The organism is Frigoribacterium sp. CFBP 8751, assembly GCF_014841545.1.
In the GTDB taxonomy this organism is placed as follows: domain Bacteria; phylum Actinomycetota; class Actinomycetes; order Actinomycetales; family Microbacteriaceae; genus Frigoribacterium.
In genome coordinates this window covers 137,731-162,700 of record NZ_JACYUB010000006.1, presented here as the reverse complement: position 1 = coordinate 162,700, position 24,970 = coordinate 137,731, and the positions used below count along the sequence as shown (strand labels likewise).

Genomic DNA, 24,970 nt, shown 5'->3' with positions numbered 1-24,970 from the left:
TGACTCGCTGTGCCCACGACGGGCACCGGGCCGTCCGGCCCGTCGATCGTCCTCCTTGGAGTCGTAGTGCTCGACATCGTGTACGTGCTCGCCGTCATCGCTGTGTTCGCAGTGGTGTCCCTCGTCGCGAAGGGGGTCGAGAAGCTGTGATCGTCTTCAGCATCGGAGCCGCCGTCCTCGCCGTGGCCGCCCTGGCGTACCTCGTGTACGCCCTCGTGAAGCCCGAGCGCTTCTGATGGACGCGCTGTTCGGCATCCTCCAGATCCTCACGGTCGTCGTCGTCCTCGTCGTCGTGTACCGCCCCCTGGGTGACTACATGGCGCGGATCTTCACGACGGCGAAGGACGCCCGCGTCGAGCGTGGCTTCTACCGCCTCATCGGCGTCGACTCCGCGGCGGAACAGACCTGGCCCGCCTACCTGCGCGGGGTCCTCAGCTTCTCCGTCGTCGGCGTGCTGTTCGTCTACGCGATCCAACGCCTCCAGGCGTTCCTGCCCTACTCGCTCGGCTTCCCCGCCGTCCCCGAGGGCCTGTCGTTCAACACCGCGGCCTCCTTCGTCACGAACACCAACTGGCAGTCGTACTCGCCCGACGTGACCCTCGGGTACGCGGTGCAGCTCGGCGGACTCGCCGTCCAGAACTTCGTCTCCGCGGCCGTCGGGATCGTGGTCGCCGTGGCCGTCATCCGCGGGCTCGCCCGCGCGAAGAGCGGCACGCTGGGCAACTTCTGGGTCGACCTGACCCGCACGCTCGTCCGCCTGCTGCTCCCCCTGGCCGTCGTCGCGGCCCTCGTGCTCGTCGCGGGTGGGGTCGTCCAGAACGTCGCCGGGTTCACCGACGTCACGACCCTCACCGGAGGGACCGCGACGATCCCCGGCGGGCCCGTCGCCTCGCAGGAGGCGATCAAGATGCTCGGCACCAACGGTGGCGGTTTCTTCAACGCCAACAGCTCCCACCCCTTCGAGAACCCCACGCCGTGGACGAGCCTGTTCGAGATCCTCATGATGCTCGTCATCCCGTTCTCCCTGCCGCGCACCTTCGGCCGCATGGTCGGCTCGACGAAGCAGGGCGTCGCGATCGCCGCCGTCATGACGACGATCTTCGCCGTCTCGCTGACCGCCATGACCTGGTTCGAGCTCCGCGGTGCCGGCACCGCCACCCAGCTCGCCGGAGGCGCGATGGAAGGCAAGGAGGCGCGGTTCGGCATCTGGGGATCGACCCTGTTCGGTTCCACCTCGACCCTGACGTCGACGGGTGCGGTGAACTCGATGCACGACTCGTACACCGCCCTCGGCGGCATGATGCCGATGATCAACATGATGCTCGGCGAGATCGCCCCCGGCGGTGTGGGCTCGGGTCTCTACGGCATGCTCGTCCTCGCCGTGATCACGGTGTTCATCGCCGGCCTGCTCGTCGGCCGCACCCCGGAGTACCTCGGCAAGAAGATCGGGCCGCGCGAGATCAAGCTCGCCAGCCTCTACATCCTGGTCACGCCGACCATCGTGCTCGCCTTCACGGCGCTGAGCTTCGCGATCCCCGCGGTGCGTGCCGACGTCGAGGGCACGTCGATCTGGAACCCGGGCCTGCACGGCTTCAGCGAGGTGCTCTACGCCTTCACCTCCGCCGCGAACAACAACGGCTCCGCCTTCGCCGGCCTCACGGCGAACACGCCCTGGTTCAACACCACCCTCGGTGTCGCGATGCTGCTCGGGCGGTTCCTCCCGATCGTCCTCGTGCTCGCCCTCGCCGGCTCCTTCGCCGCTCAGGACAAGGTCCCCGCCACCGCCGGGACCCTGCCCACCCACCGCCCGCAGTTCGTGGGCCTCCTCACCGGCGTCTCGGTGATCATCACCGCGCTGACCTACTTCCCCGTCCTCGCACTGGGACCGCTCGCCGAAGGGCTGAAGTGACCATGTCCATCACCACCGACACACCCACCACCGACCACGAAGGCGAGCACGCCCCGACGAACCGAGGAGGCGCGTTCGGCGCCGCCCCGCTCGTCGCGGCCCTGCCCGGCGCGCTCCGCAAACTCGACCCGCGCGAGATGTGGCACAACCCCGTCATGTTCATCGTCGAGGTCGGTGCCGCTTACACGACGATCCTCGCGATCGCCGGCCTCTTCACCGGTCCCGAGACCTCGGGCGGCTCGCCCGTCCCCGGCTCGTTCACCTGGGCCATCGCCGTCTGGCTCTGGCTCACCGTCGTCTTCGCCAACCTCGCCGAGTCCGTCGCCGAGGGCCGCGGCAAGGCACAGGCCGAGACCCTCAAGGCGACCCGCACCAGCACCACCGCCCAGCGCGTGGTCTCGTACGACGCGACGTCCGACGCCGGTGCCGAGCGCGCCTCCTCGGAGTCCGTGTCCTCAGCTGACCTGACGCTCGGCGACACGGTCGTCGTGACCGCCGGCGAGCTGATCCCGGGTGACGGCGACATCGTCTGGGGCATCGCGAGCGTCGACGAGTCGGCCATCACGGGCGAGTCCGCCCCGGTGATCCGCGAGTCGGGCGGCGACCGCAGCGCCGTGACCGGCGGCACCCGCGTGCTCTCCGACCGCGTCGTCGTGCGCATCACGAGCAAGCCCGGCGAGACCTTCGTCGACCGCATGATACGCCTCGTCGAGGGCGCCTCGCGTCAGAAGACCCCGAACGAGATCGCGCTGAACATCCTGCTCGCGAGCCTGTCGATCGTCTTCGTCGTCGTGACCCTGACGCTGAACCCCATCGCGGCCTACAGCGACGCGTCGGTGAGCATCCCCGTGCTCATCGCCCTGCTGGTCTGCCTCATCCCCACGACGATCGGTGCGCTCCTCAGCGCCATCGGCATCGCGGGCATGGACCGCCTGGTGCAGCGCAACGTGCTCGCCATGTCGGGCCGCGCGGTCGAGGCCGCCGGTGACGTCACCACGCTGCTGCTCGACAAGACCGGCACCATCACCTACGGCAACCGGCAGGCGGCCGAGTTCACGCCGCTCGACGGCATCGCCCGGGCCGAACTCGTCGATGCCGCCGCCCGGTCGTCGCTCAGCGACCCGACCCCCGAGGGCAAGTCGATCGTCGACCTCGCCCTGACGACGGGGTGGCACGACGCCGACGGTCGACCGGGCGAGATCGTGCCCTTCACCGCCCAGACCCGCATGTCCGGCCTCGACCTGCCCGACGGCACGCAGATCCGCAAGGGTGCCGGCGCCTCCGTCATCGCCTGGGTCGAGGAAGGCCGCCGTCTCGCCGGCACCGAGCACGACGAACTGCAGACCCGCATCGACGAGATCTCGAACGCCGGAGGCACCCCACTGGTCGTCGCGATCAAGACCGCGGCCTCGGACGCTCGCGTCCTCGGCGTCGTGTACCTCAAGGACGTCGTCAAGACCGGCCTGCGCGAACGCTTCGCCGAACTGCGCAGCATGGGCATCCGCACGGTCATGATCACCGGCGACAACCCCCTCACCGCCAAGGCGATCGCGGCCGAGGCCGGCGTCGACGACTACCTCGCCGAGGCCACGCCCGAGGACAAGCTCGCCCTCATCCGAAGGGAGCAAGAAGGAGGCGCGCTCGTCGCGATGACCGGCGACGGCACCAACGACGCCCCCGCGTTGGCACAGGCCGACGTCGGTGTCGCGATGAACACCGGCACCTCGGCCGCGAAGGAGGCCGGCAACATGGTCGACCTCGACAGCGACCCGACGAAGCTGATCGACATCGTCCGCATCGGCAAGCAGCTGCTCATCACCCGTGGCGCGCTCACGACGTTCTCGATCGCCAACGACATCGCGAAGTACTTCGCGATCATCCCGGCCATGTTCGCCGGCGTGTTCCCGGGGCTCGGGCTGCTGAACGTCATGCAGCTGTCCTCGCCGGCCTCGGCGATCCTCTCGGCGATCGTCTTCAACGCCCTCGTGATCGTCGTGCTCATCCCGCTCGCCCTGCGGGGTGTGAAGTACCGCGCCGCGTCGGCGTCGTCGATCCTGTCGCGCAACCTCCTCGTCTACGGACTCGGCGGCGTCGTCGCCCCGTTCGTCGGCATCAAGATCATCGACCTGATCGTCAGCCTGCTCCCCGGCTTCTGAGCCGACGCAGACGACGAACGAGAGAGAGACCATGAACACCCGCACCCTGCTCCGCCAGTACGGTGTCGCCCTCCGCGCGATGCTCGTCTTCACCGTCGTCCTCGGCGTGGCCTACACGGCCGTCGTCACCGGGGTCGGCCAACTCGTCCTCGGCGGCAAGGCGGACGGTTCCGCCGTCCGCGTCGACGGTGAGACCGTCGGCTCGTCACTCATCGGGCAGTCGTTCACCGACGCCGACGGTGTCGCCCTGCCCGAGTGGTTCCAGTCGCGGCCCTCCGCCGCCGGTGACGGCTACGACGCCTCCGCCTCGAGCGGCAGCAACCACGGGCCCGAGAACGCGGACCTCGTCGCCGCCGTCGAGGAGCGACGGGCGGCGATCGCCGAGAGCGACGGCGTCGCCCCGGAGGACGTCCCCGTCGACGCGCTCACCGCCTCCGCGTCCGGGCTCGACCCGCACATCAGCCCCGAGTACGCGCGCATCCAGGTCGAGCGGGTCGCCGCGGCGCGCGACCTGCCGGTCGCGGACGTCGAGGCGCTCGTGGAGGAGCACACCCAGGGCCGGGACCTCGGCTACCTGGGCGAGCCCACCGTGAACGTGCTCGAGCTCAACGCGGCCCTGGCCGAGACGGGACGCTGAGACCGTGAGACGGGGGCGGCTCCGGAAGAGGCTCGAAGTGGTCCCGACTCAGCCTCGACCGGGTTGCACCTGCCGCTACGTCATGTGGTCTGCTCGACGTACCGCCTGCCCCGTCCCGCCTCGAGAGGTCCGCCATGCATCCGTTCCCGACCCCGCCCCGTCAGGTCCTGATCGGCGACGCCGCGGCGTTCGTCGGCACCACTCCGCGGGCGATCCGGCACTACCACCAGGTCGGCCTGCTCCCGGAGCGTGAGCGAGGCGGCGACGGCCGCCGCCGCTACGGCTACGCGGAGATCATCCGGCTGCTCTGGATCCGACGCATGGCCGACGCCGGGATCGCCCTCGACGACATCCGCGACGCGTTCACCGACACCGCACCGGGTGGTGCCGGCGACGAGGACGAGGTCGCCGACGTCCTCGCGCGCCTGGACGACACCCTTGCCGCGCAGGAGGCCGAGCTGCGGAGGAAGCGTGCCTCGGTGCAGCGCATGCGGACCCTCGGCAGCCGCCTGGGACTGCTCGACGACATCGTCTCCGGCCGCCTCGAGGCCGCACCCGGGGGCTCGCTGCGTCAGGACGACCTGGACACCCTCCTGGTCACCGAGCGCATCTTCGGTCCGCTCGGCGCCGTCCTGCAGGCGAGCCGCTTCCTCGTCCTGGCCCTCCACCCCGAGCTGCGGGCCGAGTCCGACCGCGTCGACGCCGCCGAGGAGACGCTCGACGACACGGTCGCCGTCGACGATCCCCGGGTGGCGCAGGTCGCCGCCGAGCGGCATGCCTTCGAGACCGAGCTCATGCGCGTCATCGAGGAGTCCGGTCAGCTCGAGGAGGACGACGCGATCTTCGACACCTGGGACGAGTCCCATCCGATCGCAGGCGCCGACGCGGAGAACGGTCCCGACCCGGCCGTGGCCACCCAGGCCAGGAGCGCCGCGGATGTCATCAGGAGCATGCCCTACGAGTTCTCCCCGGCCCAGCTGCGGTGCATGGAGCTGACGCTGCAGCTCGGGGCGCCGGCGGCGCCGACGTCCTGAACGAGGCCGTTCGACAGGGCAGCGATGCGCTCCGACGCCTACCGGCAGATCGACGACCGGCCGTCACTCGGCCGGCGGCAACCGGAGCGCCGCGGTGTAGTCGGTCCCGTGCCTCGGGTGGGAGGCGAAGCGGCGCAGGTCCGAGTGATCACCACGGCAGATGGCCGCCGCCATGCGATGGGCGCGGGCGGCGTTGCGGACGGGAGAGTACGGGTCCGCATCCGGTCGCACGGCGGTGAGATCGGCTGCGAGGCGATCGTGGTGCGAGGCCGCGACCTCGAGGCCCCCGCCGCAGTCCCGTGTGATCGTCGCTGCGAGCCGCAGCTGCGACTCGAGGGTCTGCACTCCGACGTCGGTGGGCTCGTCCGTCCTCAGGACGCGGACCAGCTCGCCGAGGGCGAGCGTCCGGGCCCAGGCGGTGAGGTGAGACGACTCGCTCACCGGTGACCTGGCCATGTAGCGCTCGATGCGTTCGAGCAGGGGGTCCGTCATGACGTCATCCTCGCAGTCGCTCGTCGTCGTCCCGGCTCAGTCGTAGACGCGGCCGAGCACCCAGCCGCCGTCGGTGCCGAGGACGACCTCGAACATGTGGGTGGTGCCGTCGTCGTCGGTGGCCTGGAAGCGCCAGCCGACGAAGCGCCGGGGCGGGTGCGTGATGAAGGCGGGCGTGACCGCCGGCTCGACCCGCAGCTCGGTCGGGGTGTCGCTCACCCGCCACCGTCGGCACGACCAGACCAGCCGCGCCGGCAGGTCGCGCTCGAACCACAGCGCGACGGGCTCGTGGGTGGTCTGGGTGCTCATGTCGTCCTCCTGCACGTTCGAACGTGTGTTCGAACGGATCGAGTGTAGGTCAGGCCGAGAGGGCGGGCAACCAGATCACGGTCGTCTTCCCGGACAGGGGGTCGAGCGGGATGCCCGGCGCTGGATATGATCCGGCGTGACCCGGTGATCCGACGGCCCGGTCGACGAAGGGGAACGACCGTGAGCACACCGATCGAGCCGGGCGTGCCCGACCAGCAGCCCCGACCGCAGGGGTGGCAGCAGCCCGAGCCGCAGCCCGGGCAGCAGCCGCAGTCGCAGGGCTGGCCGCAGCCCGAGCAGCAGCCGTCCGGTTGGCCGTCCCAGTCGCAGCCCCAGGCCCAGGCGCCCTGGCAGCCGTGGCCGACGCAGGACCCCTACGCCGCGCCTCCTGCCTTCCTCCCCGCCTTGCCGGTGCAGCCCTCGAAGACTCCGTGGGTCCTCGCGATCGTCGGCGCGGCCGTCGTCGCCCTGATCGTCGGCGGCGGGGCCGGCCTGCTCGGCGGGATGTCGCTCGCCGGCGGGTCGGCGGGCTACGGCTACGACGACGGCTCGTCGTACGCCGACGAGGACCCCACCACGTACTTCGGCTCGGACGCGGTCTACGGCGACTACCTCTACCCCCTCGACTTCTCGGGGGTGACGAGCGTGGACGGCCTCGACGTCGGCACCTGCTTCACCGTCGGCGACCTCGGCCGCGAGGGCACGGGCGACGTCGAGACGGCCTCCTGCGACGAGGCCCACGACGAGGAGGCCTACCTGGTGGACGAGCTGGACGGCGGCGCGTTCCCCGGCGGCTACGAGGTCCTCGACGAGGCGGCCGCCCTCTGCGACGCGGCCTTCGGCGACTACGTCGGGGCCTCGTACGACGAGTCCCTCGCCGACTACGGCGTGCTCGCCCCGACCGAGAAGGGGTGGGACGACGGCGAGCGCTCGGTCGTCTGCTACGCGTACACCTACGGCACGACCCGCGTCGGCAGCCTGGCGGACTCGGGCGTCTAGGCCGGGACGCCGGGCCCGGCGCCGCTCTCGCAGGGCGTGTCGGCGGCTTCGGCGCCGACCAGCGACGTCACCACGGTCGGCGCGATCGCCTGCCCCCACCGCCGGTGCATGGTGCCCCACGACAGCAGCTCCTGGTGGTACAGCCCCTCCGAGCGCCACTCGGGGAACGGCACCCACGAGGCGCCGGGCGTGGTGAGGGCGACCCGGGCCGTCAGGGCGTTGAGCCGCTCGATCTGCCGCGTCAGCAGACGCTTCGCGATCGGCGGGATCGGTCGGAACTCCGCCATCGGCGGGATGCCGACGTAGACGATGCGGCAGTCCGGGCCGGCCGTCTCGCGCACCCGGACGGCGAGGCGACGGAGCGAGGCCTCCCACGACGAGCCGCTCGTGGCGAGCAGGACGTCGCAGATGCCGAGCAGCACCACGGCCGCGTCGGCGCGTCCGGCCGGCAGCTCGACCCGGGCGGCCTCGGCGGCCGTCAGCACGGGTGCCGAGACCTCGCGCCACCTGACGCCGCGGCCCCGGGCCGAGCCGACCAGGCGGGCGGTCTGGCTGGCGCAGGTCAGGTCGTGCGCGAGCACGCCGAAACCCTCGACGGCGATGCTGCCGACGAAGAGCAGGTGCACGGGGTCCGGGCCGTCGACGGTCATGCGGCGGGCGTCGCGGGGGTAGGGCGCCCGGGCCACCTCGCGCCGGTAGAGCGCGAGGTGCAGGTGGAAGAGAGGCTTGGTGGCCCGGACCACCGCCGCGATCAGGCGGCCGTGTCGGCGGGGGGTCGGGGTCTCGACCAGGGGCATGTGTGTTCGCAATCCGTGCAGTGCAGGAGGCTCGGCCTCCGTCGGCCTCGTCCTGAGGCCCGGGACAGTCTGCCGGTCCCCCCAAAGGAGGACAGGCCCCCGTTGGGGGAGGGGTCGATGCGAACTGGCTGGATTTCGGGCCGGGAGGGGCTACCGAGGGGCTGCGGGAGGCACGCACTGTCCGCAATGCGAACAGCCTCGCCGAGTAGCTAGATGGACTAACTAACCCATGGTTTCATTCGTGTGTACCGACTTCACGGGCGGTGCGGGCCGCGACCGAGTCGCGGCCGACTCAGGACCAGCACCACGGGCAGGCAGCACAGGGCTGCCGAGAACGGACACACCATGACACTCCTCACGCCGTCGCGTCGCCGCACCGACACGGGCAGCAGCCCCTTCTCCGAGGTCCGCGAGACCGAACGCCAGGCGACCCTGTTCGTCATCGCCACGGCGGCCGTCGGGGCGAGCGCCAGCCTCGTCGCCGCCCTCTTCCTCAGCAACGGGCTCTTCCTGTGAACGACGACCTGACGTACGTCGAGCTCGCCCCCACCGAACCCATCGACCTGTCGATGCTCTTCGAGGCCGACGCGGCCTGACCCCGCGGGGACGCGACGTCCATGCGGTTCCGAGCCGGCGCCTCCTACCCTTGACGCCATGCAGACCCTCGACCCGGCCCGCGCCGATCCGGCCTCACGGCTCGACAGTCGGTACGGTCGGCGGCCGGGCCGGACCCGTCGATCGCGACTGATCGCCCTCGTCGCGGGCGCCGCCGTGGCCGTCGTGGTCGCGGCCTGGGTCGTGCTCGTCGCCTTCGACGGCGACTCGGCCGAGCTCGAGGTGAGCCACTACGGGTTCACCGTCGCGGGTGACGACGCGGTCCGGGTGCAGTACACGATCAACGTCGCGGGCGGCACGGACGTCGCCTGCGCCGTGCAGGCGCTGAACGAGAACCGCGCGGTGGTCGGGTGGAAGGTCGTCGACCTGCCCGCCGTCGACACGTTCACCCAGACCTACACGACCTCGCTCGTGACGAGCGAGCGCGCCGTGACCGGTTCGGCCTACCGCTGCTGGGTGCTCTGACCGGCACCTCCATGAACGACGCGACCCGCGCCTCCTGCGGGAGGCGCGGGTCGCGTTCGTCGGGCGGCGTCACCGCCCGGCCGGGTCAGGAGGCCTGCGGCACCCGGTTCGCCTTCGCGAGGTTGGCGACGAGCTCGTCCTTCGTCTGGCGCACGACGTAGGCCGGACGGTCGCGCTCGACGCGCCAGCTCTCGGACAGCGGGCTGACGTCGACGGTGTCGAAGCCGAGCTCGTCGTAGAGGTCGGTCATCAGGGCGACGGCCTCGGGCGAGTCGCTCGACGTGGCCAGGGCGCGGCGGTCGGGGGTGCCGGCCGGGGCGGTGTCGGTCGTGATGTCGGCGGCCGGGATGTGGTTGAAGCCCTTGACGACCGTGCTGGTCGGCAGGTGGCGCTGCAGCATCTCGGCGGTCGTGTCGGTGCCCTCGTCGAGCGCGGTGATGTGACCGTCGCGCTCGAAGTAGTAGTTGTTCGTGTCGATCACGGTCTTGCCGGCGAGCGGCTCGACCGGCACCTGGTCGACGTTCTTGAGGGGGACGGTGACGACGACCACGTCGCCTGCCGTACCGGCCTCGGTCGCCGTGGCGGCCCGGGCCTTCGGGCCGAGGTCGGCCACGAGGTCGGCGAGGGTCTCGGGCCCGCGCGAGTTGCTGATCACGACGTCGTGCCCGTGGGCGATGACCGCCCGGGCGACCTGGCTGCCGATGTTGCCTGCTCCGATGATTCCGTAGGTTGTCATGAGCAACTCAACCGGCGGCCCGCTCGATGCCTTCCCGACGATGCCCTTCTCCCAGGGCATCGCAAGGTCCGCAGGGCTCGTCCCGTGGCGACGGGTCGTGCTCGTGACCCCGTCGTGATGCGATCGTCACCCGCGCCATCGTCACCTCGGGGCCCCGCATGCGACAGGATGGACCCCACACCAGTCACGAGGGGGAGGCGATGGCCGCGCCACAGCAGGACGACGCGCTCGATCGCGTCCTCGCCGAGCGCTACCGCCTGCAGTCCGTCGTGGGCCGGGGCGGCATGGCGACCGTCTACAAGGCCGTCGACGAGAGCCTCAACCGCACGGTCGCGATCAAGGTCTTCCACAGCGCGATGGTCGACCCGGCCCGACAAGAAGCCGAGCTCGGCGTGCTGTCGAGCCTCGAGCACCACGGCCTCGTCGGTCTCTTCGACGCGGGGGTCGAGCAGGGGCCGAACGGTCCCCAGCGCTTCCTCGTGATGCCGCTGATCGCCGGGCTCAACCTCGAAGACCGTCTGCGGCACGGAGCGCTCGCCGCGCGGCACATCGCCGAGATCGGCTACGACATGGCCGAGGCGCTCGACTACATCCACGGCCACTCGGTCGTGCACCGTGACATCAAGCCGTCGAACATCCTGCTCGTCGACTACGGCGACCACGAGGCCGCCCGTGCCCGGGCCAAGCTCGCCGACTTCGGCATCGCCCTCACCGAGGACGTCGAACGACTCACCGCCGAGGGGGTCACCACCGGCACCGCCGCGTACCTCAGCCCCGAGCAGGCCGTGGGTGGCGAGGTCGGCCCCCCGAGCGACGTCTACAGCCTCGGCCTCGTGCTGCTGCAGTGCTTCACCCGCCGGCGCGAGTTCCCGGGATCGCTCGTCGAGTCCGCCGTCGCCCGGCTGTCGCGCGACCCGGTGCTGCCCGAGCCCCTGCCCGAGCACTGGCGGCACGCCCTGCGCGCCATGACCAGCCGCGATCCCGCGCAACGGCCGACGCGGGCCGAGCTCGTCGCGATGATGCGCGACGTGGTCATCACCGAGACGACCGAGCACCGCGACGCCGTGGGCGACCTGTCGACCGGCGACGGCTCGATGCGCGGGGGCGACACCGAGCCGTTCGACCACAGCGAGGTGCTCGACACCCTGCCCAACGAGGCGCTCGACCGCGTCACCGCCATGGCGGCCCGCCTGTTCTCGGCGCCCATCGCCCTGGCGACCGTCATCGACGACGACCGCACGTGGTTCACGACCCACTACGACCCGGCCGTGGGCGACATCGCCCGGCACATCGACCTCTCGCTCGGGGCCGTCCACTCGTCCGAGCCGCTGGTCATCGAAGATGCCGCCACCGACCGTCGTGTGGCGTCGAGCCCGCTGGTCACCGGTCCGCTCGGCATGCGGTTCTACGTCAGCGTGCCCCTCACCCGGCGCGACGGCCACACGATCGGCACCCTCTCGGTGATCGGTCGCGAGCCGGGCACGGCCAGCGACGAGCAGGTCGCCAACCTCGCCGACCTCGCGGCCCTCGTCGTCGCCCAGCTCGAGCTGCGACAAGAGAGCCTGCGGATCGCGGGCACGACCACCGGCAGCGTCCCGCACGCCGAGCGCGTCGACCTCGACTCCCGCACCCGGAGCCCGTCCGACCGCTGACGTGCGGCAGACTTGCCCGGTGACCGTCGAGCTCGTGCCCTCCGTCGCGAGCGAGGCCGCCGCCCCCGTGGCTGCCGCGGTGCCCGCCCGCGTCGCGGCCTTCCCCCGCCTGCGCTACATGGGCTCGAAGTACGCGCTGCTGCCCGTGCTGCACGACGTCTTCTCGAGCGTCGCGCCCGTGTCGGCTGACGACCCCGAAGGCGAAGGAGGCGCGGTGCGGCCCGCGACCGCGATCGACGCCTTCAGTGGGTCGGGCGTCGTCTCGTACCTGATGAAGGCGGAGGGTCGCCGGGTCGTGAGCAACGACTTCCTGGCGTTCCCCGCGGTCATCGCCCGCGCCTCCGTCGTCAACGGGTCGACGACGCTGTCGGACGACCTCGTCGACGAGATCTGCGGCCCGCCCGCCGACGATCGCGACATCGTGCGCCGTACCTTCGACGGCGTGTTCTTCTCGGCCGACGACCGGGCGTTCCTCGACTCGGCCTGGTCGCACGTCGACCGGCTCGACGGGGCCGAGCGCGACCTGGCGATCGCCGGCCTCGTGCTCGCCGCGGCGCGCAAGCAGCCCCGGGGCGTCTTCACCTTCACGGGCGCGCGGTACGACGACGGGCGCCGCGACCTGCGGATGACCATGGCCGAGCAGTTCCGGGCGGCCGTGCAGGCCTACGGCGCGACCGTGTTCGACGACGGCCTCGCGCACGAGGCCGTCGAGGGCGACGTGGCCGACCTGAGGCGACCGCCCGCCGACCTGGTGTACCTCGATCCGCCCTACGCGCCTCCTCGAGACGACGCGGACTACATGAAGCGGTACCACTTCCTGCAGGGGCTCGCCGTGTACTGGCGGGGACAGACGATCATGACCGAGACCAAGACGAAGAAGATCGTCAAGCTGTTCACGCCGTTCGCCTACCCGCGGACGGTCGACGACGCCCTCGTGCGCACCTTCGAGCAGTTCGCCGACGCCGGGGCGCTCGTGCTGTCGTACTCGTCCAACGCCGTGCCGAGCCGCGAGCGCATCGAGCAGCTGATGCGCACGGTCAAGCCGCACGTCGAGGTGCGCGTGGTCGACCACACCTACAGCTTCGGCACGCACCGCACGGCGACCCGCACGGCGGCCACCGAGTACGTGTTCGTCGGGAGGGACTGACCGTGACGATCCCCACCTTCGACGAGTACGTGGCGTCGCTCGGCCGCATGACCCCGCACGTCGACCCCACGGCCCCCTCGGCGGCGGCGACCGACCTCGGCCGGGCCGCGGCGAGCCTCGGCGAGCTGCCCGTCGTCGACCGCGACCACCTGGCCGAATGGACCCGGCAGCACCCGGCGTGGGTGCCCGCCCTCGGCCTGGCCGTCGGGCTGTCGCAGGAGAAGCTGCGCAACTCGCTGCGGCACGCCTTCGACACCCCGAGCTGGCTGACGCTCGCGCGGGGGCGGGCCGCCGAGCTGGTCGCCCACCTCGACGACGAGTTCGAGCTCGTGCGCCTCGTCGCGTCGCAGCGGCACCGCACGTACGACTTCGGCGACCTGCTCTCGGCCCGGGCCGGCACGCGGGCGTCGGCGATCCGGGCCGGGGTGTCGGGGCGGAGGCTCGAGGACGAGATCGAGGCCATCGCCCGCGACCTCGGACTCGCCTGCGGCACGCGGACGCGGTTCACCGGTCGGGCGAACCGCACGGCGCCGTGCGACCTCGTGATCCCCTCGGCGGAGGAGCCCGCGATCGTGGTCGCCGCGAAGGGGTTCGACTCGACCGGCTCGAAGCTGACCGACGCCGTGCGCGAGATCGAGGAGATGGCCGACGTCCGGCTGCCGCGACAGACCGTCATGGCCGTGATCGACGGCATCGGCTGGAAGAGCCGCCAGGCCGACCTCAAGCGCATCCACCAGCTCTGGGTCGACCAGCAGATCGACGGGCTCTACACGCTGTCGACGCTCGACCGCTTCCGGGCCGACCTGGCCGACGCCGCACGCCTGCGCCGCCTCATCCCGTAGGCCCCGCGCCGCGACCCACGGCCGGAACGGGCGAGTTCGTCGTCGGTGGGCCGTCGCGCTCGCCCGTCCGTCACGGACTCGCCCGTTCTGGCGCCCGGCGCCGCGGCCGAGGCCGGTCAGGCGGCGGCGTGGGGAGCGTCGACGGCACGGACCCCGTGCCGGTCCAACGCCCGGCCGAGGTCGAGCAGCGTGTCGGCGAGGGCGCCGTGTCCCGACGCCGGCACGACCTCGGCGAACGCGGCGGCGTAGGCGCTCGCGATGGCGGTGGTGACCTCCACGCCGCGCGGCGTGCGGCTGACGATGACGCTGCGGCGGTCGTCGGGGTTGCGCCGCCGGTCGAGGTGCCCGGCGTCGACGAGACGGTCGACGAGGTTGGTCATCGCACCCGACGACAGGTCGAGGTGCTCGGCCGCGCGCTTGGGGGTGACCAGGTCGCCGGTGGCCCACACGTAGAAGAGGAACCGGATGTCGGTGTCGCCCAGACCGAAGAGGTCGCCCTGGTGGTCGAGCACGCGCGAGTGGTTCAGCATCAACAGGCGGAACGAGTCGAGCAGGCGGCCGAGGTCGCCGGGGGCGAGGCCAGGCTCGGGGGCGAGGCCGGGCTCGGGGGTGAGGCCGGGGTCGGCCCGGGGTGGGGAGACGAGCAAGAGGGTCCTCCGTGACGCATGTGGGCGTGCCGTCCATGGCACCGGCTCAGTCAACAAGAATCTCGACGATCGTGACACCCCCACCACTGGGGACATGGCTCGCCTTGCGTGCCTCTCAAAGTCCAAGTAATTTGATTGTCGTACCACTTGAGAACAACGACCACTCGAAACCAGAACGGTTCGGGAGGTGAGCTTCTCACCGGCGAAGCCCCTGAACCACCTCGCCGGGGTGGCCCCCGACATCCCCCTCTTCCACCCTCTCGCCCTGGAGCACACCATGTCCCGTCCCACGCCCCGCATCGCCCGCATCGCCGCCTGGATCGCCATCCCCGCCGCCCTCGTCGCCTCGGGCATCGTCGTCTCGACGGCGTCGTACTCGGCCTTCTCGTCGACCACGGTCAACCCCACCAGCAACTGGACCGCCGGCACCGTCGCCCTCACCGACGACGACAGCAACACCGCGCTCTTCACGGCCACCAACCTCAAGCCCGGCCAGACCGGCAGCAACTGCATCGCCGTCACCAGCACCGGCTCGCTCGCCTCGGCCGTCAAGCTCTACGGCACGGGCGCCGCCACGACCAACAACCTCGCGTCCAACATCACGCTGAGCGTCGTGCAGGGCACCGGCGGCGGCTTCGGCTCGTGCACCGGCTTCACCCCGCTCTCGTCGGGCTCGAGCCTCTACAGCGGCACGCTGGCCGCCTTCGGCACCAGCTACACCAACTACTCCAACGGCGTCGGCACCTGGGCCCCCACCGGCACCGCGTCCGAGACCCGCACCTACCAGGTGACCTACACCGTCTCGAACACCGCCCCCAACACGACCCAGGGCGGCACCGCGAGCCTCGGCCTCACCTGGGAGGCCCAGAACAGCTGAGGCCCGTCCCGCGGCTGACCCCCGCGTCACGGCGACACCGCAGCAGCATCGCACCACCGCACCACCGCACCACCGCACCAGGCGGCCCGACACCGCATCATCCGCATCCCCCGAGCAGAGGCACCCATGAGCACGATCGACCTGAAGCTACGGCCCGCCGCCGCAGCCGCGGCCTCGATCACCGTGCCCCTGGGTGCCTCTCGTTCGTGGCTCGACTGGACGCGCCTGGCCCTCGGCACCGCGTCACGGGTCGTGCTGTACTCGCTGCTCGGCCTGATGGTCTACGCGGCCGCCCCCGCCGCCCTCGGCTGGAGCCCCACCACCGTGATGACCGGCTCGATGGAGCCCCGCATCCACCCCGGCGACGTCGTCGTCGCGAAGCCCGTGGCGGCTGCCGACGTGCACCGCGGTCAGGTCCTCCTCTTCGACGACCCCGACCAGGCCGGGCACCTGCGGCTGCACCGTTACCACGACAACGGCCAGGCCGGGCAGATCGTCACCAAGGGCGACGCCAACCCGAGCGTCGACTCGACGCCGATCGACCGCAGCGCCGTCATCGGCGTCGGGTTCCTGCGCGTGCCGTACGTCGGAACGCCCTTCGTCTGGGCCGCGGCCCACCAGTACGGCCACCTGCTGGTCACCGGCGGACTGCTCATCCTCGTGGTCCTGCTCAGCCGCAACGACCGGTACCTGCTGCGTGACGACCGTGACGAACGCCCCGCGTCGCCGCGGGTGACCGTCCCCGCCGGCCGCCGCGTGCAGCGCCGACGCGAGCGGCGCCTCCGTCGCCTCCGGACCGCAGGAGGCGCGATCGGCCTGGCAGCGATCGGTGGCGGCCTCGCACTCACCCTCGTCGTCTCGGGCGGCGCGCACGCGGCGTTCGCCGCGCCCACGGCGAACCCGACGTCGAGCTTCGGTGCCGGGAACTACGACTGCCTGCAGGACACCTACAACTCGCAGACCTCGTACGGCTTCCCGTACAACGAGACGTCGGGCACGACCACGGCCGACGGCAGCTCGTTCGCCCGTGTGGGCACCCTGAGCGGCGGGGCGACGTTCGTCGCCGGTTCGTGCGCCACCAACCAGAGCCCCTACCTGCAGCTCGACGGCACCGGCCAGGTCACGACGGCGGTCAACCTCACCGGTCAGGCCGCCTTCACGATCGAGACCTGGTTCCGGACGACCAGCGCCGCCGGAGGGACCCTGGCCGCGTTCACCGCTGCGCAGACCGGCACGAACACGACCGCCGACCGTGCGCTCTACCTGACCACGGCAGGCAAGATCGCCCTCGGCGTGCGCCCCACCTCGAGCACGACCAAGGCCACGACGACCCCGGCCTCGTACAACGACGGCGCCTGGCACCACGTGGTCGCCACCCTCTCGGGCACGAGCACGGTCATCTACGTCGACGGTGTCGCGGTCGTGACCGACACCACGAACAAGACCGTGCAGACGGCCACCGGTTACTGGCGCGTGGGCTACGCCCCGCTCGGCGGCCTGCCCTCGGCTCCCACGAACGGCTTCTTCGTCGGCTCGGTCGACGGCACGACGATCTACAACAACTCGGCCCAGACCGCCTCGGCCGTCCAGGCCCGGTACGCGGCCGGCCGCTGACCGACCGCGGCCGCCCGGTCAGCCGGCCAGCGCCTCCTCGATGACCGCGACGACCTCGGGGGCGTCGGGCTCGGTCGTCGGACGGAAGCGGTGCACGGCGCCGCCGGGCGTGATCACGAACTTCTCGAAGTTCCACTTGACGCGGCCGGCCTTGCCGTCGGCGTCGGTGGCCTTCTTGAGCTCGGTGTAGAGCGGGTGCTCACCGCGACCGTTGACCTTGACCTTCTCCATCATCGGGAAGGTCACGCCCCAGGTCGCCGAGCAGTACTCCTCGATGGCCTCGCCGCTCGAGAGCTCCTGGAAGAACTGGTTGCTGGGGAACCCCAGCACCGTGAAGCCCTGCTCGCCGTACTGCTTCTGCAGCGCCTCGAGCTTCTCGTACTGAGGGGCGAGGCCGCAGCGTGAGGCCACGTTCACGACCATCACGACCTTGTCGGCGTAGGCGCCGAACGTGGTGGACTCGCCGCGGATCGTGGTCAGTGTGATGTCGTCGAGGGTCATGCGTCCGACGGTAGGCCCGCCCGCTGCGAGTCCGCTCGCCGGCGCGAGCCTGCCCGGTCGCGCCGCCGTTCCCTCCAGCCCCGTCCCGCCGCGAGCTCTGTGCGGCGGCCACCTGTCCCATCCCCTCGGTCGCCGCCTCGCCCCCTCGCCCCCTCGCCTCGTCAGCCTGCCGCAGCTGGCAACTCCTGACCCGTGTGTCGCCGAGGTCGAGCGAGCCGCCACGTCCTGCGTCCTCTCGGCCCGAGCACTCGCGGCAGTGAGGAGTTCCCGACGCCCGCGACGGGTCGCGGACCGCCCGCCGTCCGGATCAGAGCCCTGATCGCGCTGACCGTCAGGCCCCACCTGTCTTGCACCATCACCGTCCCCGCCCGGAACGGGATCAGACCGTCGCGAGCGATGTCGGCGTCCTTGAGTCGGTCCTTGTCGAAACGTGTCTCGTGGTGCGCTCGTCCGTCGGTCTCGAGACCGACGACCCCGTCGACGACCATGTCGATGATCTTCGAGGTGCCGGAAACAGGCACCTGGCGGGTGACGTGATGCCCTGCCCGTCGCAACCTCGTGCCCGCCGCGCTCTCGAGGATGCTCTCGGCGCCCGGATCGCTCCACGCGACGAGGCCGGCAGCGTCGGCACGTCTCCGGGACAGCACCTCGGCTGCGTCGTCGTCGCCGTCGACGATGCCGGCCCGTCTGGCCCAGTCGACGAGGATGACCGCATCCTCGAACGATCGGGTCTCGACGACTGCCCGAGCCAGGGCGTCACGAGGGTCGACGGCCCAGGTCGAACCCCGATCGGAGAGTTCGAGTGGGTCCCACACGACTCGGACTCCACGCCGCCGTCGAAGCCGCGAAGCCGTCACGGGTACCGACACCGTGACCGGCGGACGGGCCCACGTCCATGCTCCCAGCTGGTGCAACGCGGATGCGCCGGTGAGTCGACCACCCACGGCGACCGCGATGTATCGGGGATCTCCACGCTCCCAGGTGGAGTACCACCCACGCCGGGGTCTGCTGACCGTGCGTGAACGGACCGCGACGGTCAGGTGACGGTCGGTGGCGCCCAGGGCCACCAGGTCGTGTTTGTGGAGGAGTCCTCCAGCCGCTGAGACGAATTCGGCGATCGTTGTCATGGTCCACGAGCGTGTCGACGACGCGGGCCTCGGGTCGAGCCGTCGTCCGCGGGTGTTGAAGGACGGCTCGGCGACGCCGTTCGGGAGGATGCGTCGCCCGAGCCCGGGCTGAGGTCCGACGCGTCGCCCGGGTGACCGGCACCCCTGCCCCGGGTGCCGAGAACGTCTGAGGTGCGCCTCGACCCCGCGGCTCCTGGCCAAGGCTGAAGTCGCCGACGGGAGCGACCGGGTCGACCCCTCGTCGAGAAGTCCTGCCTCCCGCAGCGGATCGCGCGGGAGCGAGGGATGCTGGTGCGTGCGTCGCAGCACCGGTCAGGAGTTGCCGCCGCGTGCGCGTGCGGGTGCGGGTGCGAGTGCGAGTGCGCGTGCGCGTGCACGTGCGGGTGCGGGTGCGGGTGCGGGTGTCGGCAGGAAAGGGAGCTCACTAGACGGCACGGCAGTCGCTGTCAACCCCCCTCGGGTCGACTGGTACGAACTTTGGAGTGCGTGCAACAATTCGCTGAGATGGCTGCCCAGGACGACAAGATCCGCTTCGACGCGCGTGGTCGTGACCTGGACGAGGCCGTCGATATCCTGAGCGCCGGGTACAACGGTCGCGACTTCCACGTCGCCCCGACCGAGGCCCCCTTCGCGTTCCGCCACACGATCGTCGGCGACGGCGCGATGACCCTGCGGTCCACGATGTTCATGGGCCGCGTCGACGGGCAGGCAGCCGCCGGAGACGAGCACGTCGTGCACTGGTTGCTCGACGGACGATCGACCGTCGACAACGGTCGCGACGAGGTGGCCGGCGCCGTCGGGCGACCGATCCTCTTCCCCGAGGGGCGCGAGTTCGAGTTCACGACCGAGGACGTCAACCAGAGCCTGTTGCACCTCTCGAAGTCGGTCGTCGACGAGGTCGCGGCCGAGCGCCACGGCATCATGCCCGGCACGCTCCGCTTCGACCATGCCGCCCCCGTCTCGTCCGCCGCGGTGCAGGCCTGGCACGCCACGGTCCGTCTGATCGGACGCGCCTACCTGGGCTCCGGTGAACCGAGCGACCTGATGCGCACCGAGATGGCCCGGATGGGCGCGGTGGCCCTGCTCGACACCTTCGCCCACACCTCGACCCAGATGCCCGCGGCGCTGCTGGCTCCGCGCAACGCGAGCCTCCGCCTCGCCGTGGAGTACATGCACGCCAGCGCCCACCTGCCGATCTCGGCCGTGGACATCGCCCGGGAGGCGGGGCTCACCGCCCGGGGGCTGCAACAGGCGTTCAGTCGTCACCTCGACACCACGCCCACGGCCTACCTCCGCGAGATCCGCCTCGAGCGCGTGCACGACGCGCTGCGGGCGGCCGCCCCGAACGCCACGACCGTCGCCGACGTGGCCCGGCACTGGGCCTTCGCCCACCTCGGCCGGTTCTCGGCCGCGTACCAGCAGCGGTTCGGCGAGTACCCCCGCGAGACGCTGCACCGCGGCTGAGGCCGTGGGCGCCCGGGGCGTGTGGTCGTCTCGCCGCCGAGCGCGCCTCCTCGGCTCGTGCCGACGGTCAGCGACCGATGGCGGCGTAGACGCGCAGGGCGCCGGGGACGACCTCGACCGTGACGGGCAGCGGCCCGACGCGCTCGCCGTCGGCGTAGGCGGCGACCCCGTCGGCCTCGATCACCGCACGACGCACGCGGTGCACCGTCACGTTCGGGTGGCTCAGGTGGGTTCCCCGGAACACGCTCGGGAACAGCCGCACGAACTGCCAGCGCGTCAGCCGCTCGACCACGAGCACGTCGAGCAGTCCGTCGTCGAGCACGGCGTCGGGCGTGACCTTCATGCCGCCGCCGAGCGACTGGCCGTTGCCGACCGAGATCAGGGTGCCCTCGACGGTCGAGGCGACCCCGTCGAGCTCGAGGCGGTACGAGATGCGCGGCAGGCGCACCAGCTCGATGGCGAGCGCGACGTCGTAGCGTCGGCGCCCCTTCGGCCAGCTCAGCCGGTTGGCCCGCTCGTTCACGACGGCGTCGAAGCCGGCCGAGACCATGCACGCGAACCAGGTGGCCCGGCCGTCGGCCTGCAGCACGCGTCCGGCGTCGATCGTGGTGGGCTCGCCCTCGAGCAGCCGGACCAGGAGGCGCGTGGCGGCCTCGGCGTCGTCGTGGGGCAGCCCGAAGGCCCGGGCCGTGTCGTTGCCGGTGCCCGTCGGCACCAGTCCCAGCGGCACGTCGGTGCCCGCGACGAGGTTGGCCCCGAGGTTCACCATGCCGTCGCCACCGACGACGATCAGTGCGTCGGGTCGCTCGCCGTGGTCCGGGTCGAGCTCGCGACGGGCGGCGGCCACGAGGTCGTCGTAGCTCGACTCGGTGAGCGGCACGACCGTGTGGCCGGCACCGCGGAGCCCGGAGAGCACCCCGTCGGCGAGGTGCTTCCGGCCGCCGGCGGAGGCGCCGGGGTTGATCGCCACGACCAGGCGGAGGGGCGTCGGGGTCATGGGGTCGATCTTGCCAGCCCCGCGCCCGTCCGGGTCGGACGGCCCGCCGCGGGTGGCGGGCATACTGGACGCTGACCCACCTGACGAGAGGCACCTTCACCATGAGCAGCACCCACGGCACCACGACGACCGCGACCCCGGCCCCCTACGAGCCGACGATCCGCGAGTCGCCCAACCGCGGGGCCGGGCTGTTCGTCGGCACGGTGTTCCTGCTGCTCGGCGCCATCGGGTTCCTCGTCGAGGACATGGGCACGTTCTTCTCCACGCAGGGCGCCTCGCTCTGGTTCGTCTGGAACCTCAACCCCGCGCTGGTCGTCGTCTGGGTGCTGGCCGGCGCCGCCCTGATCATCGCGGGGGCGTCCTCGCGGGCCAGCGCCCGCTACATCAACACCTGGATCGGCCTGATCTTCGTCATCTTCGGCGTCGTCGGCTTCTTCCTCGAGGGCACCGACGTCAACTTCTTGGCGTTCAACCTCGGCGACAACATCACGCACCTGGTCGGCGGCCTGTTGCTGCTCGCCACCGCCGTGGGGGCCGAGCGCCGCCGCCGCTGACCCGCGCCGCGGTGCGCCGCACCTCTCGACGGGCTGCGGGCCGGCTGCACGTCTGCCGAGATCGGCCCCGGGGGCTACCGGCACCGCGCCTCCCTGGCTAGGGTTAGGGTCACCTAACCCAGGTGACCCAGGAGGTGCGCACCATGACCGTCGTCATCCCCTTCTCCGAGGCGGTGCGCGAGCGCACGGCCGAGCGGGTCCCCGCCGACGTCGGCTGCTCGTTCATGACCGACCTGCTGATCGGCCGGGGCACGCGGGACGACTACGTGCAGCTGCTCGCCCAGCACTACTTCGTCTACGCCGCCCTCGAGGACGCCGCCGTGCGGTGGTCGGGCGACCCGGTCGTGGCTCCGTTCCTCGCCCCGGGGCTGACCCGGCTGCCGGCCATCGAGGCCGACCTGGCGTTCCTGCTGGGTGACGGCTGGCGGGCCCGCATCTCGCCGCTGCCGACCACCCGTGCGTACGTCGACCGCATCGAGCAGGCGTCGACCTGGGCCGGCGGCTTCATCGCACACCACTACACGCGCTGCCTCGGCGACCTGTCCGGCGGGCACGTGATCCGCAGCATCCTGCAGCGCCGGTTCGGGTTCGACACGAACGGCGTCGGGTTCTTCCTCTTCGCCGAGATCGCCGAGCCGAAGTCGTTCAAGACGACCTACCGTCGCCAGCTCGATGCCGTGGCCTGGTCGGCCGACGAGCGCGAGCACGTGCTCGACGAGGTCTGCGCCGCGTACCGCTTCAGCACCGAGCTGTTCACCGACCTCGCCGCCGCGAAGGCCGCGGCCTAGCCGATCGCCGACAGGCCGACGGGCCGAGCCACCGGGCCGAGGGGCCGAGCCATCGGGCCGACAGGCCGACGGCCCGAGCCACCGGGCCGATGCCCGGTCGTGCCGGGTGGCCCGCCCGTGACGGCCGATGCCTGGTCGTACCGGGCGGTCAGCCCGTGGCGGCGGTCGCCGTGCCGTCGCCCACGCCGGCGTCGGCGGCTGCCTTGATGGCCGGTACGCGCGACGCCTCGCTCATGAAGCGCCGCACGTCGAGGTCGACGATGATGTCGGCCGGCCGCAGCGGGCGCGAGAGGTACAGCCCCTCGAGCGAGGTGATGCGGCTGAGGGCGACGTAGGTCTGCCCCGCGCTGAACACCCGCGAGCCGAGGTCGACGATGGCCCGGTCGTACGTCTTGCCCTGGGACTTGTGGATCGTGACGGCCCAGGCGAGACGCAGCGGGAACTGGGTGAACTCGGCCACGACGTCTTTCTTGAGCTGCTTGGTGGTCGCCGAGTACGAGTACTTGTGCTTCTCCCACACGACGGGCTGCACCTCGTGCACCTCGCCGTCGACCTCGACGAAGACGGTGTCGCGCACCCGGGTGACGACGCCCGTGGTGCCGTTGACCCACCGTTGCTCGGAGTCGTTGCGGAGGAACATCACCCGGGCCCCGACCTTGAGCTCGAGAGCCTCGTCGGCCGGGTAGGCCCGCCCGCCGAACTCGCCGCTGACCTCGGCCTTGGCGGTCATCACCTTGCCCGACAGGCGATCGAGCTCGACCTTGTTGATGCGGTTGACCGTGTCGTTGCGCGTGGCCAGGGTGATGGCCCCGCCGTCGGTCGGCACGGGGCGGGCCCCGGCGCCGTTCAGCGCCCCGGCGATCTCGGCCGTGACCCGACCGTGCCGCACGGCGTTGAGCATCTCTTTGAAGTCGCCCTCGGTCTGGCGGTGGATGAAGGCCAGCTCGTAGATGCGCAGACTCGCCTCGGCCCAGACCTTGGCGTCGAAGAACCACATCGAGCGGTAGTTGTCGCGGAAGTACTCGCGCTCTTCGGCGTCGCCCGGCACCGGCGGCAGTTGGTACGGGTCGCCGAACAGCACGACCTGCACGCCGCCGAACGGCTCGTGCTTGCGCTGCCGGGCCTGGCGCAGCGAGCGGTCGATGGCGTCCATCAGGTCGGCGTTGACCATCGAGACCTCGTCGATGACGAGCGTGTCGATGGTGTTCAGCAGCTTGCGCAGCTCGGCGTTCTGCTCGATGTCGTGGTCGGCGATGAGCCCCACCGAGAGGCGGAACAGCGAGTGGATCGTCTGGCCGCCGACGTTGAGGGCGGCGACGCCCGTGGGGGCGCAGATGACGATCTGCTTCGAGGTGTTCCACGACAGGTGGTTCAGCAGCGTCGACTTGCCCGTGCCTGCCCGGCCCGTGACGAAGATGTGCTCGCGGGTGTTCTCGATCGCGTCGTACAGCGCCTGCTGTTCGGCGGAGAGGGCCACGCTCACGACGACGAGCACCTTTCGGGAGGGGGTGGGGGAGGCCACCAATCTACCCGCGACGGCGGTGGTGCTCGGGAGTTCGTGACCCGCGCCTCCTATTGTTGTCGTCATGTCGTCGTCTGTGGGGGAGGAGACGCGCCCACCGCTCGGCTGGCCGTTCGTCGCGATCTGGGGCGGGGCGCTGCTCTTCGTGCTGATCGGTTTCTGGGTCACCGTCGTGGCCCTGAACGCCACCGTCTACAGCGCCGCCGGGTTCGCCCGCGGCTACGTGGCGGCGGTCGACCGCGGCGACACGTCGAGCGCCTTGACCCTCGCGGGCGTCGCGCCGACCGACCAGCTGGCCGACGCGCTGCTCGAGGTGCCCTCGCTCGGTGGCGTCGACGACGTGACCGAGGTGGGCGACGTCGACCTCGGCGACGACACCCACGCGATCACGCTCTCGTACTCGATGCAGGGCACGTCGGCCACGGCCGAGGCCCCCGCGCAGTCGCAGTTCGTCGTGCAGCGGGTCGGCACCCGGTTCGGGCTCTTCCACTCGTGGCGCTTCGTGCAGGCGCCCACGGCCCAGCTCGACGTGACGCCCCAGCACGACTCCCGCTTCACGGTGGACGGCCGCGACGTCACGACCGACGCCCCCGACGTCGCGACCCGGTTCACGGTCCTGGCGCCGTCGCGGTTCGAGCTCGACCACTCGTCGCGCTACCTCGAGGCGCCGACCGTCGAGGCCGACGTGCTCACGGTGGGGGCGACGTCGGCGGTGTCGATCGAGGTCCAGCCCCGGGAGGCGTTCGTCGAGGCCGTGCAGGACATGGTCGACCAGCAGCTCGACGAGCAGTGCGTCACGCAGCAGGTGCTGTTGCCGGCCGGGTGCCCCTTCGGACGCCAGGTCGACGACCGGGTCACCGACGATCCGACGTGGACGGTGCCGGTGCACCCCGTCGTCTCGATCGTGCCGGGTCCGTCGGGACAGTGGCAGGTGCCCGGGGTGGCCGGCACGGCCCACCTCGTCGTCGGTGCCCAGTCGCTCTTCGACGGCAAGCGCTACACGATCGACGAGGACGTCCCGTTCACCGTCACGTACCTGATGCGCATCAGCACGTCCGACGAGCTGACGTTCGACTGACCCGACCCTCG

27 protein-coding genes are annotated in these 24,970 nt (G+C 71.5%); 18 read left to right on the top strand and 9 right to left on the bottom strand.

Annotation, left to right across the window (positions count from 1 at the left end; translation table 11 throughout):
* Positions 1-9 precede the first annotated feature (9 nt).
* From IFT88_RS17715 to IFT88_RS14380, 6 genes are all read left to right on the top strand, one after another.
* On the top strand, positions 10-150 hold the full coding sequence (locus IFT88_RS17715) for a hypothetical protein (protein ID WP_156155567.1): 141 nt from the start codon (positions 10-12) through the stop codon (positions 148-150).
* Positions 147-236, top strand: coding sequence for a K(+)-transporting ATPase subunit F (gene kdpF / locus IFT88_RS17710; protein ID WP_071257733.1), 90 nt, complete (start codon positions 147-149; stop codon positions 234-236). Before IFT88_RS17715 ends, kdpF begins: the two co-directional genes overlap by 4 nt.
* On the top strand, positions 236-1,909 hold the full coding sequence (gene kdpA / locus IFT88_RS14395) for a potassium-transporting ATPase subunit KdpA (RefSeq protein ID WP_192121363.1): 1,674 nt from the start codon (positions 236-238) through the stop codon (positions 1,907-1,909). Before kdpF ends, kdpA begins: the two co-directional genes overlap by 1 nt.
* A 2-nt stretch (positions 1,910-1,911) precedes the next feature.
* Positions 1,912-4,065: a potassium-transporting ATPase subunit KdpB gene (gene kdpB, locus IFT88_RS14390; RefSeq protein WP_192121361.1), complete on the top strand. Its 2,154-nt coding sequence runs from the start codon at positions 1,912-1,914 to the stop codon at positions 4,063-4,065.
* Between the two features lie 31 nt (positions 4,066-4,096).
* The gene (gene kdpC / locus IFT88_RS14385) at positions 4,097-4,702 is read left to right on the top strand and encodes a potassium-transporting ATPase subunit KdpC (RefSeq protein WP_192121359.1); all 606 of its coding nucleotides are present in this window, start codon (positions 4,097-4,099) and stop codon (positions 4,700-4,702) included.
* Between the two features lie 134 nt (positions 4,703-4,836).
* Positions 4,837-5,736, top strand: coding sequence for a helix-turn-helix domain-containing protein (locus IFT88_RS14380; RefSeq protein WP_192121357.1), 900 nt, complete (start codon positions 4,837-4,839; stop codon positions 5,734-5,736).
* A gap of 63 nt (positions 5,737-5,799) precedes the next feature.
* Here IFT88_RS14380 and IFT88_RS14375 read toward each other — a convergent pair whose 3' ends face one another.
* Both IFT88_RS14375 and IFT88_RS14370 read right to left on the bottom strand, forming a co-directional pair.
* Positions 5,800-6,228, bottom strand: coding sequence for a hypothetical protein (locus tag IFT88_RS14375; RefSeq protein WP_192121355.1), 429 nt, complete (start codon positions 6,226-6,228; stop codon positions 5,800-5,802).
* 36 nt (positions 6,229-6,264) lie between these two features.
* The gene (locus IFT88_RS14370) at positions 6,265-6,537 is read right to left on the bottom strand and encodes a hypothetical protein (RefSeq protein WP_071257780.1); all 273 of its coding nucleotides are present in this window, start codon (positions 6,535-6,537) and stop codon (positions 6,265-6,267) included.
* Positions 6,538-6,717: 180 nt separating this feature from the next.
* Here IFT88_RS14370 and IFT88_RS17705 point away from each other — a divergent pair, with 180 nt between their 5' ends.
* Entirely contained in the window at positions 6,718-7,536 is an 819-nt protein-coding gene (locus IFT88_RS17705; protein WP_052505298.1) for a septum formation family protein, read from the top strand.
* Here the strand turns inward: IFT88_RS17705 and IFT88_RS14360 are convergent.
* A complete protein-coding gene (locus IFT88_RS14360) occupies positions 7,533-8,333 on the bottom strand; it encodes a GDSL-type esterase/lipase family protein (RefSeq protein WP_192121353.1) in 801 nt (266 codons plus the stop codon). The two genes, IFT88_RS17705 and IFT88_RS14360, sit on opposite strands and share 4 nt — an antisense overlap.
* Before the next feature lie 345 nt (positions 8,334-8,678).
* Here IFT88_RS14360 and IFT88_RS14355 point away from each other — a divergent pair, with 345 nt between their 5' ends.
* Positions 8,679-8,849, top strand: coding sequence for a hypothetical protein (locus tag IFT88_RS14355; RefSeq protein WP_156155566.1), 171 nt, complete (start codon positions 8,679-8,681; stop codon positions 8,847-8,849).
* A 138-nt stretch (positions 8,850-8,987) separates the two neighbouring features.
* A complete protein-coding gene (locus tag IFT88_RS14350) occupies positions 8,988-9,413 on the top strand; it encodes a DUF4307 domain-containing protein (RefSeq protein ID WP_192121351.1) in 426 nt (141 codons plus the stop codon).
* 85 nt (positions 9,414-9,498) lie between these two features.
* On the opposite strand, the gene IFT88_RS14345 is transcribed toward IFT88_RS14350, so the two are convergent.
* Positions 9,499-10,149: an NADPH-dependent F420 reductase gene (locus IFT88_RS14345; RefSeq protein WP_043595629.1), complete on the bottom strand. Its 651-nt coding sequence runs from the start codon at positions 10,147-10,149 to the stop codon at positions 9,499-9,501.
* 200 nt (positions 10,150-10,349) lie between these two features.
* Between IFT88_RS14345 and IFT88_RS14340 the strand changes: the two genes are divergently transcribed.
* Genes IFT88_RS14340 through IFT88_RS14330 form a run of 3 tightly spaced genes read left to right on the top strand, consistent with a single transcriptional unit; the run spans position 10,350 to position 13,790 of the window.
* On the top strand, positions 10,350-11,801 hold the full coding sequence (locus IFT88_RS14340; protein ID WP_043595563.1) for a protein kinase domain-containing protein: 1,452 nt from the start codon (positions 10,350-10,352) through the stop codon (positions 11,799-11,801).
* Between the two features lie 19 nt (positions 11,802-11,820).
* Positions 11,821-12,948, top strand: coding sequence for a DNA adenine methylase (locus IFT88_RS14335; protein ID WP_342212165.1), 1,128 nt, complete (start codon positions 11,821-11,823; stop codon positions 12,946-12,948).
* Positions 12,949-12,950: 2 nt separating this feature from the next.
* A complete protein-coding gene (locus tag IFT88_RS14330; protein ID WP_342212164.1) occupies positions 12,951-13,790 on the top strand; it encodes a hypothetical protein in 840 nt (279 codons plus the stop codon).
* A 116-nt stretch (positions 13,791-13,906) separates the two neighbouring features.
* Here IFT88_RS14330 and IFT88_RS14325 read toward each other — a convergent pair whose 3' ends face one another.
* Entirely contained in the window at positions 13,907-14,437 is a 531-nt protein-coding gene (locus IFT88_RS14325; protein ID WP_192121349.1) for a MarR family winged helix-turn-helix transcriptional regulator, read from the bottom strand.
* Between the two features lie 187 nt (positions 14,438-14,624).
* On the opposite strand from IFT88_RS14325, the gene IFT88_RS14320 reads away from it, so the two are divergent.
* Entirely contained in the window at positions 14,625-15,314 is a 690-nt protein-coding gene (locus IFT88_RS14320) for a hypothetical protein (protein ID WP_235472360.1), read from the top strand.
* Between the two features lie 126 nt (positions 15,315-15,440).
* Complete coding sequence (locus IFT88_RS14315) at positions 15,441-16,928, top strand: signal peptidase I (RefSeq protein ID WP_192121347.1); 1,488 nt, start codon at positions 15,441-15,443, stop codon at positions 16,926-16,928.
* 18 nt (positions 16,929-16,946) lie between these two features.
* On the opposite strand, the gene IFT88_RS14310 is transcribed toward IFT88_RS14315, so the two are convergent.
* Positions 16,947-17,429, bottom strand: coding sequence for a glutathione peroxidase (locus IFT88_RS14310; RefSeq protein ID WP_056049801.1), 483 nt, complete (start codon positions 17,427-17,429; stop codon positions 16,947-16,949).
* Positions 17,430-17,590: 161 nt separating this feature from the next.
* Complete coding sequence (locus IFT88_RS14305) at positions 17,591-18,244, bottom strand: hypothetical protein (RefSeq protein WP_192121345.1); 654 nt, start codon at positions 18,242-18,244, stop codon at positions 17,591-17,593.
* An 816-nt stretch (positions 18,245-19,060) separates the two neighbouring features.
* Between IFT88_RS14305 and IFT88_RS14300 the strand changes: the two genes are divergently transcribed.
* Positions 19,061-20,020, top strand: coding sequence for a helix-turn-helix transcriptional regulator (locus IFT88_RS14300; RefSeq protein ID WP_052505339.1), 960 nt, complete (start codon positions 19,061-19,063; stop codon positions 20,018-20,020).
* A 67-nt stretch (positions 20,021-20,087) separates the two neighbouring features.
* Here IFT88_RS14300 and IFT88_RS14295 read toward each other — a convergent pair whose 3' ends face one another.
* Positions 20,088-21,017 carry a diacylglycerol kinase family protein gene (locus IFT88_RS14295; protein ID WP_192121343.1) on the bottom strand — a complete coding sequence of 310 codons (930 nt, stop codon included), beginning with the start codon at positions 21,015-21,017 and terminating at the stop codon, positions 20,088-20,090.
* 101 nt (positions 21,018-21,118) lie between these two features.
* Between IFT88_RS14295 and IFT88_RS14290 the strand changes: the two genes are divergently transcribed.
* Positions 21,119-21,571, top strand: a complete 453-nt coding sequence (locus IFT88_RS14290) for a DUF4383 domain-containing protein (RefSeq protein WP_082060070.1) — start codon at positions 21,119-21,121, stop codon at positions 21,569-21,571.
* Between the two features lie 143 nt (positions 21,572-21,714).
* Positions 21,715-22,359 carry a biliverdin-producing heme oxygenase gene (locus tag IFT88_RS14285; protein ID WP_192121341.1) on the top strand — a complete coding sequence of 215 codons (645 nt, stop codon included), beginning with the start codon at positions 21,715-21,717 and terminating at the stop codon, positions 22,357-22,359.
* A 148-nt stretch (positions 22,360-22,507) separates the two neighbouring features.
* Here IFT88_RS14285 and IFT88_RS14280 read toward each other — a convergent pair whose 3' ends face one another.
* Positions 22,508-23,842, bottom strand: coding sequence for an ATP-dependent DNA helicase (locus IFT88_RS14280; RefSeq protein WP_231567133.1), 1,335 nt, complete (start codon positions 23,840-23,842; stop codon positions 22,508-22,510).
* A 103-nt stretch (positions 23,843-23,945) separates the two neighbouring features.
* Between IFT88_RS14280 and IFT88_RS14275 the strand changes: the two genes are divergently transcribed.
* The gene (locus IFT88_RS14275) at positions 23,946-24,959 is read left to right on the top strand and encodes a hypothetical protein (protein ID WP_137848138.1); all 1,014 of its coding nucleotides are present in this window, start codon (positions 23,946-23,948) and stop codon (positions 24,957-24,959) included.
* Positions 24,960-24,970: the final 11 nt, after the last annotated feature.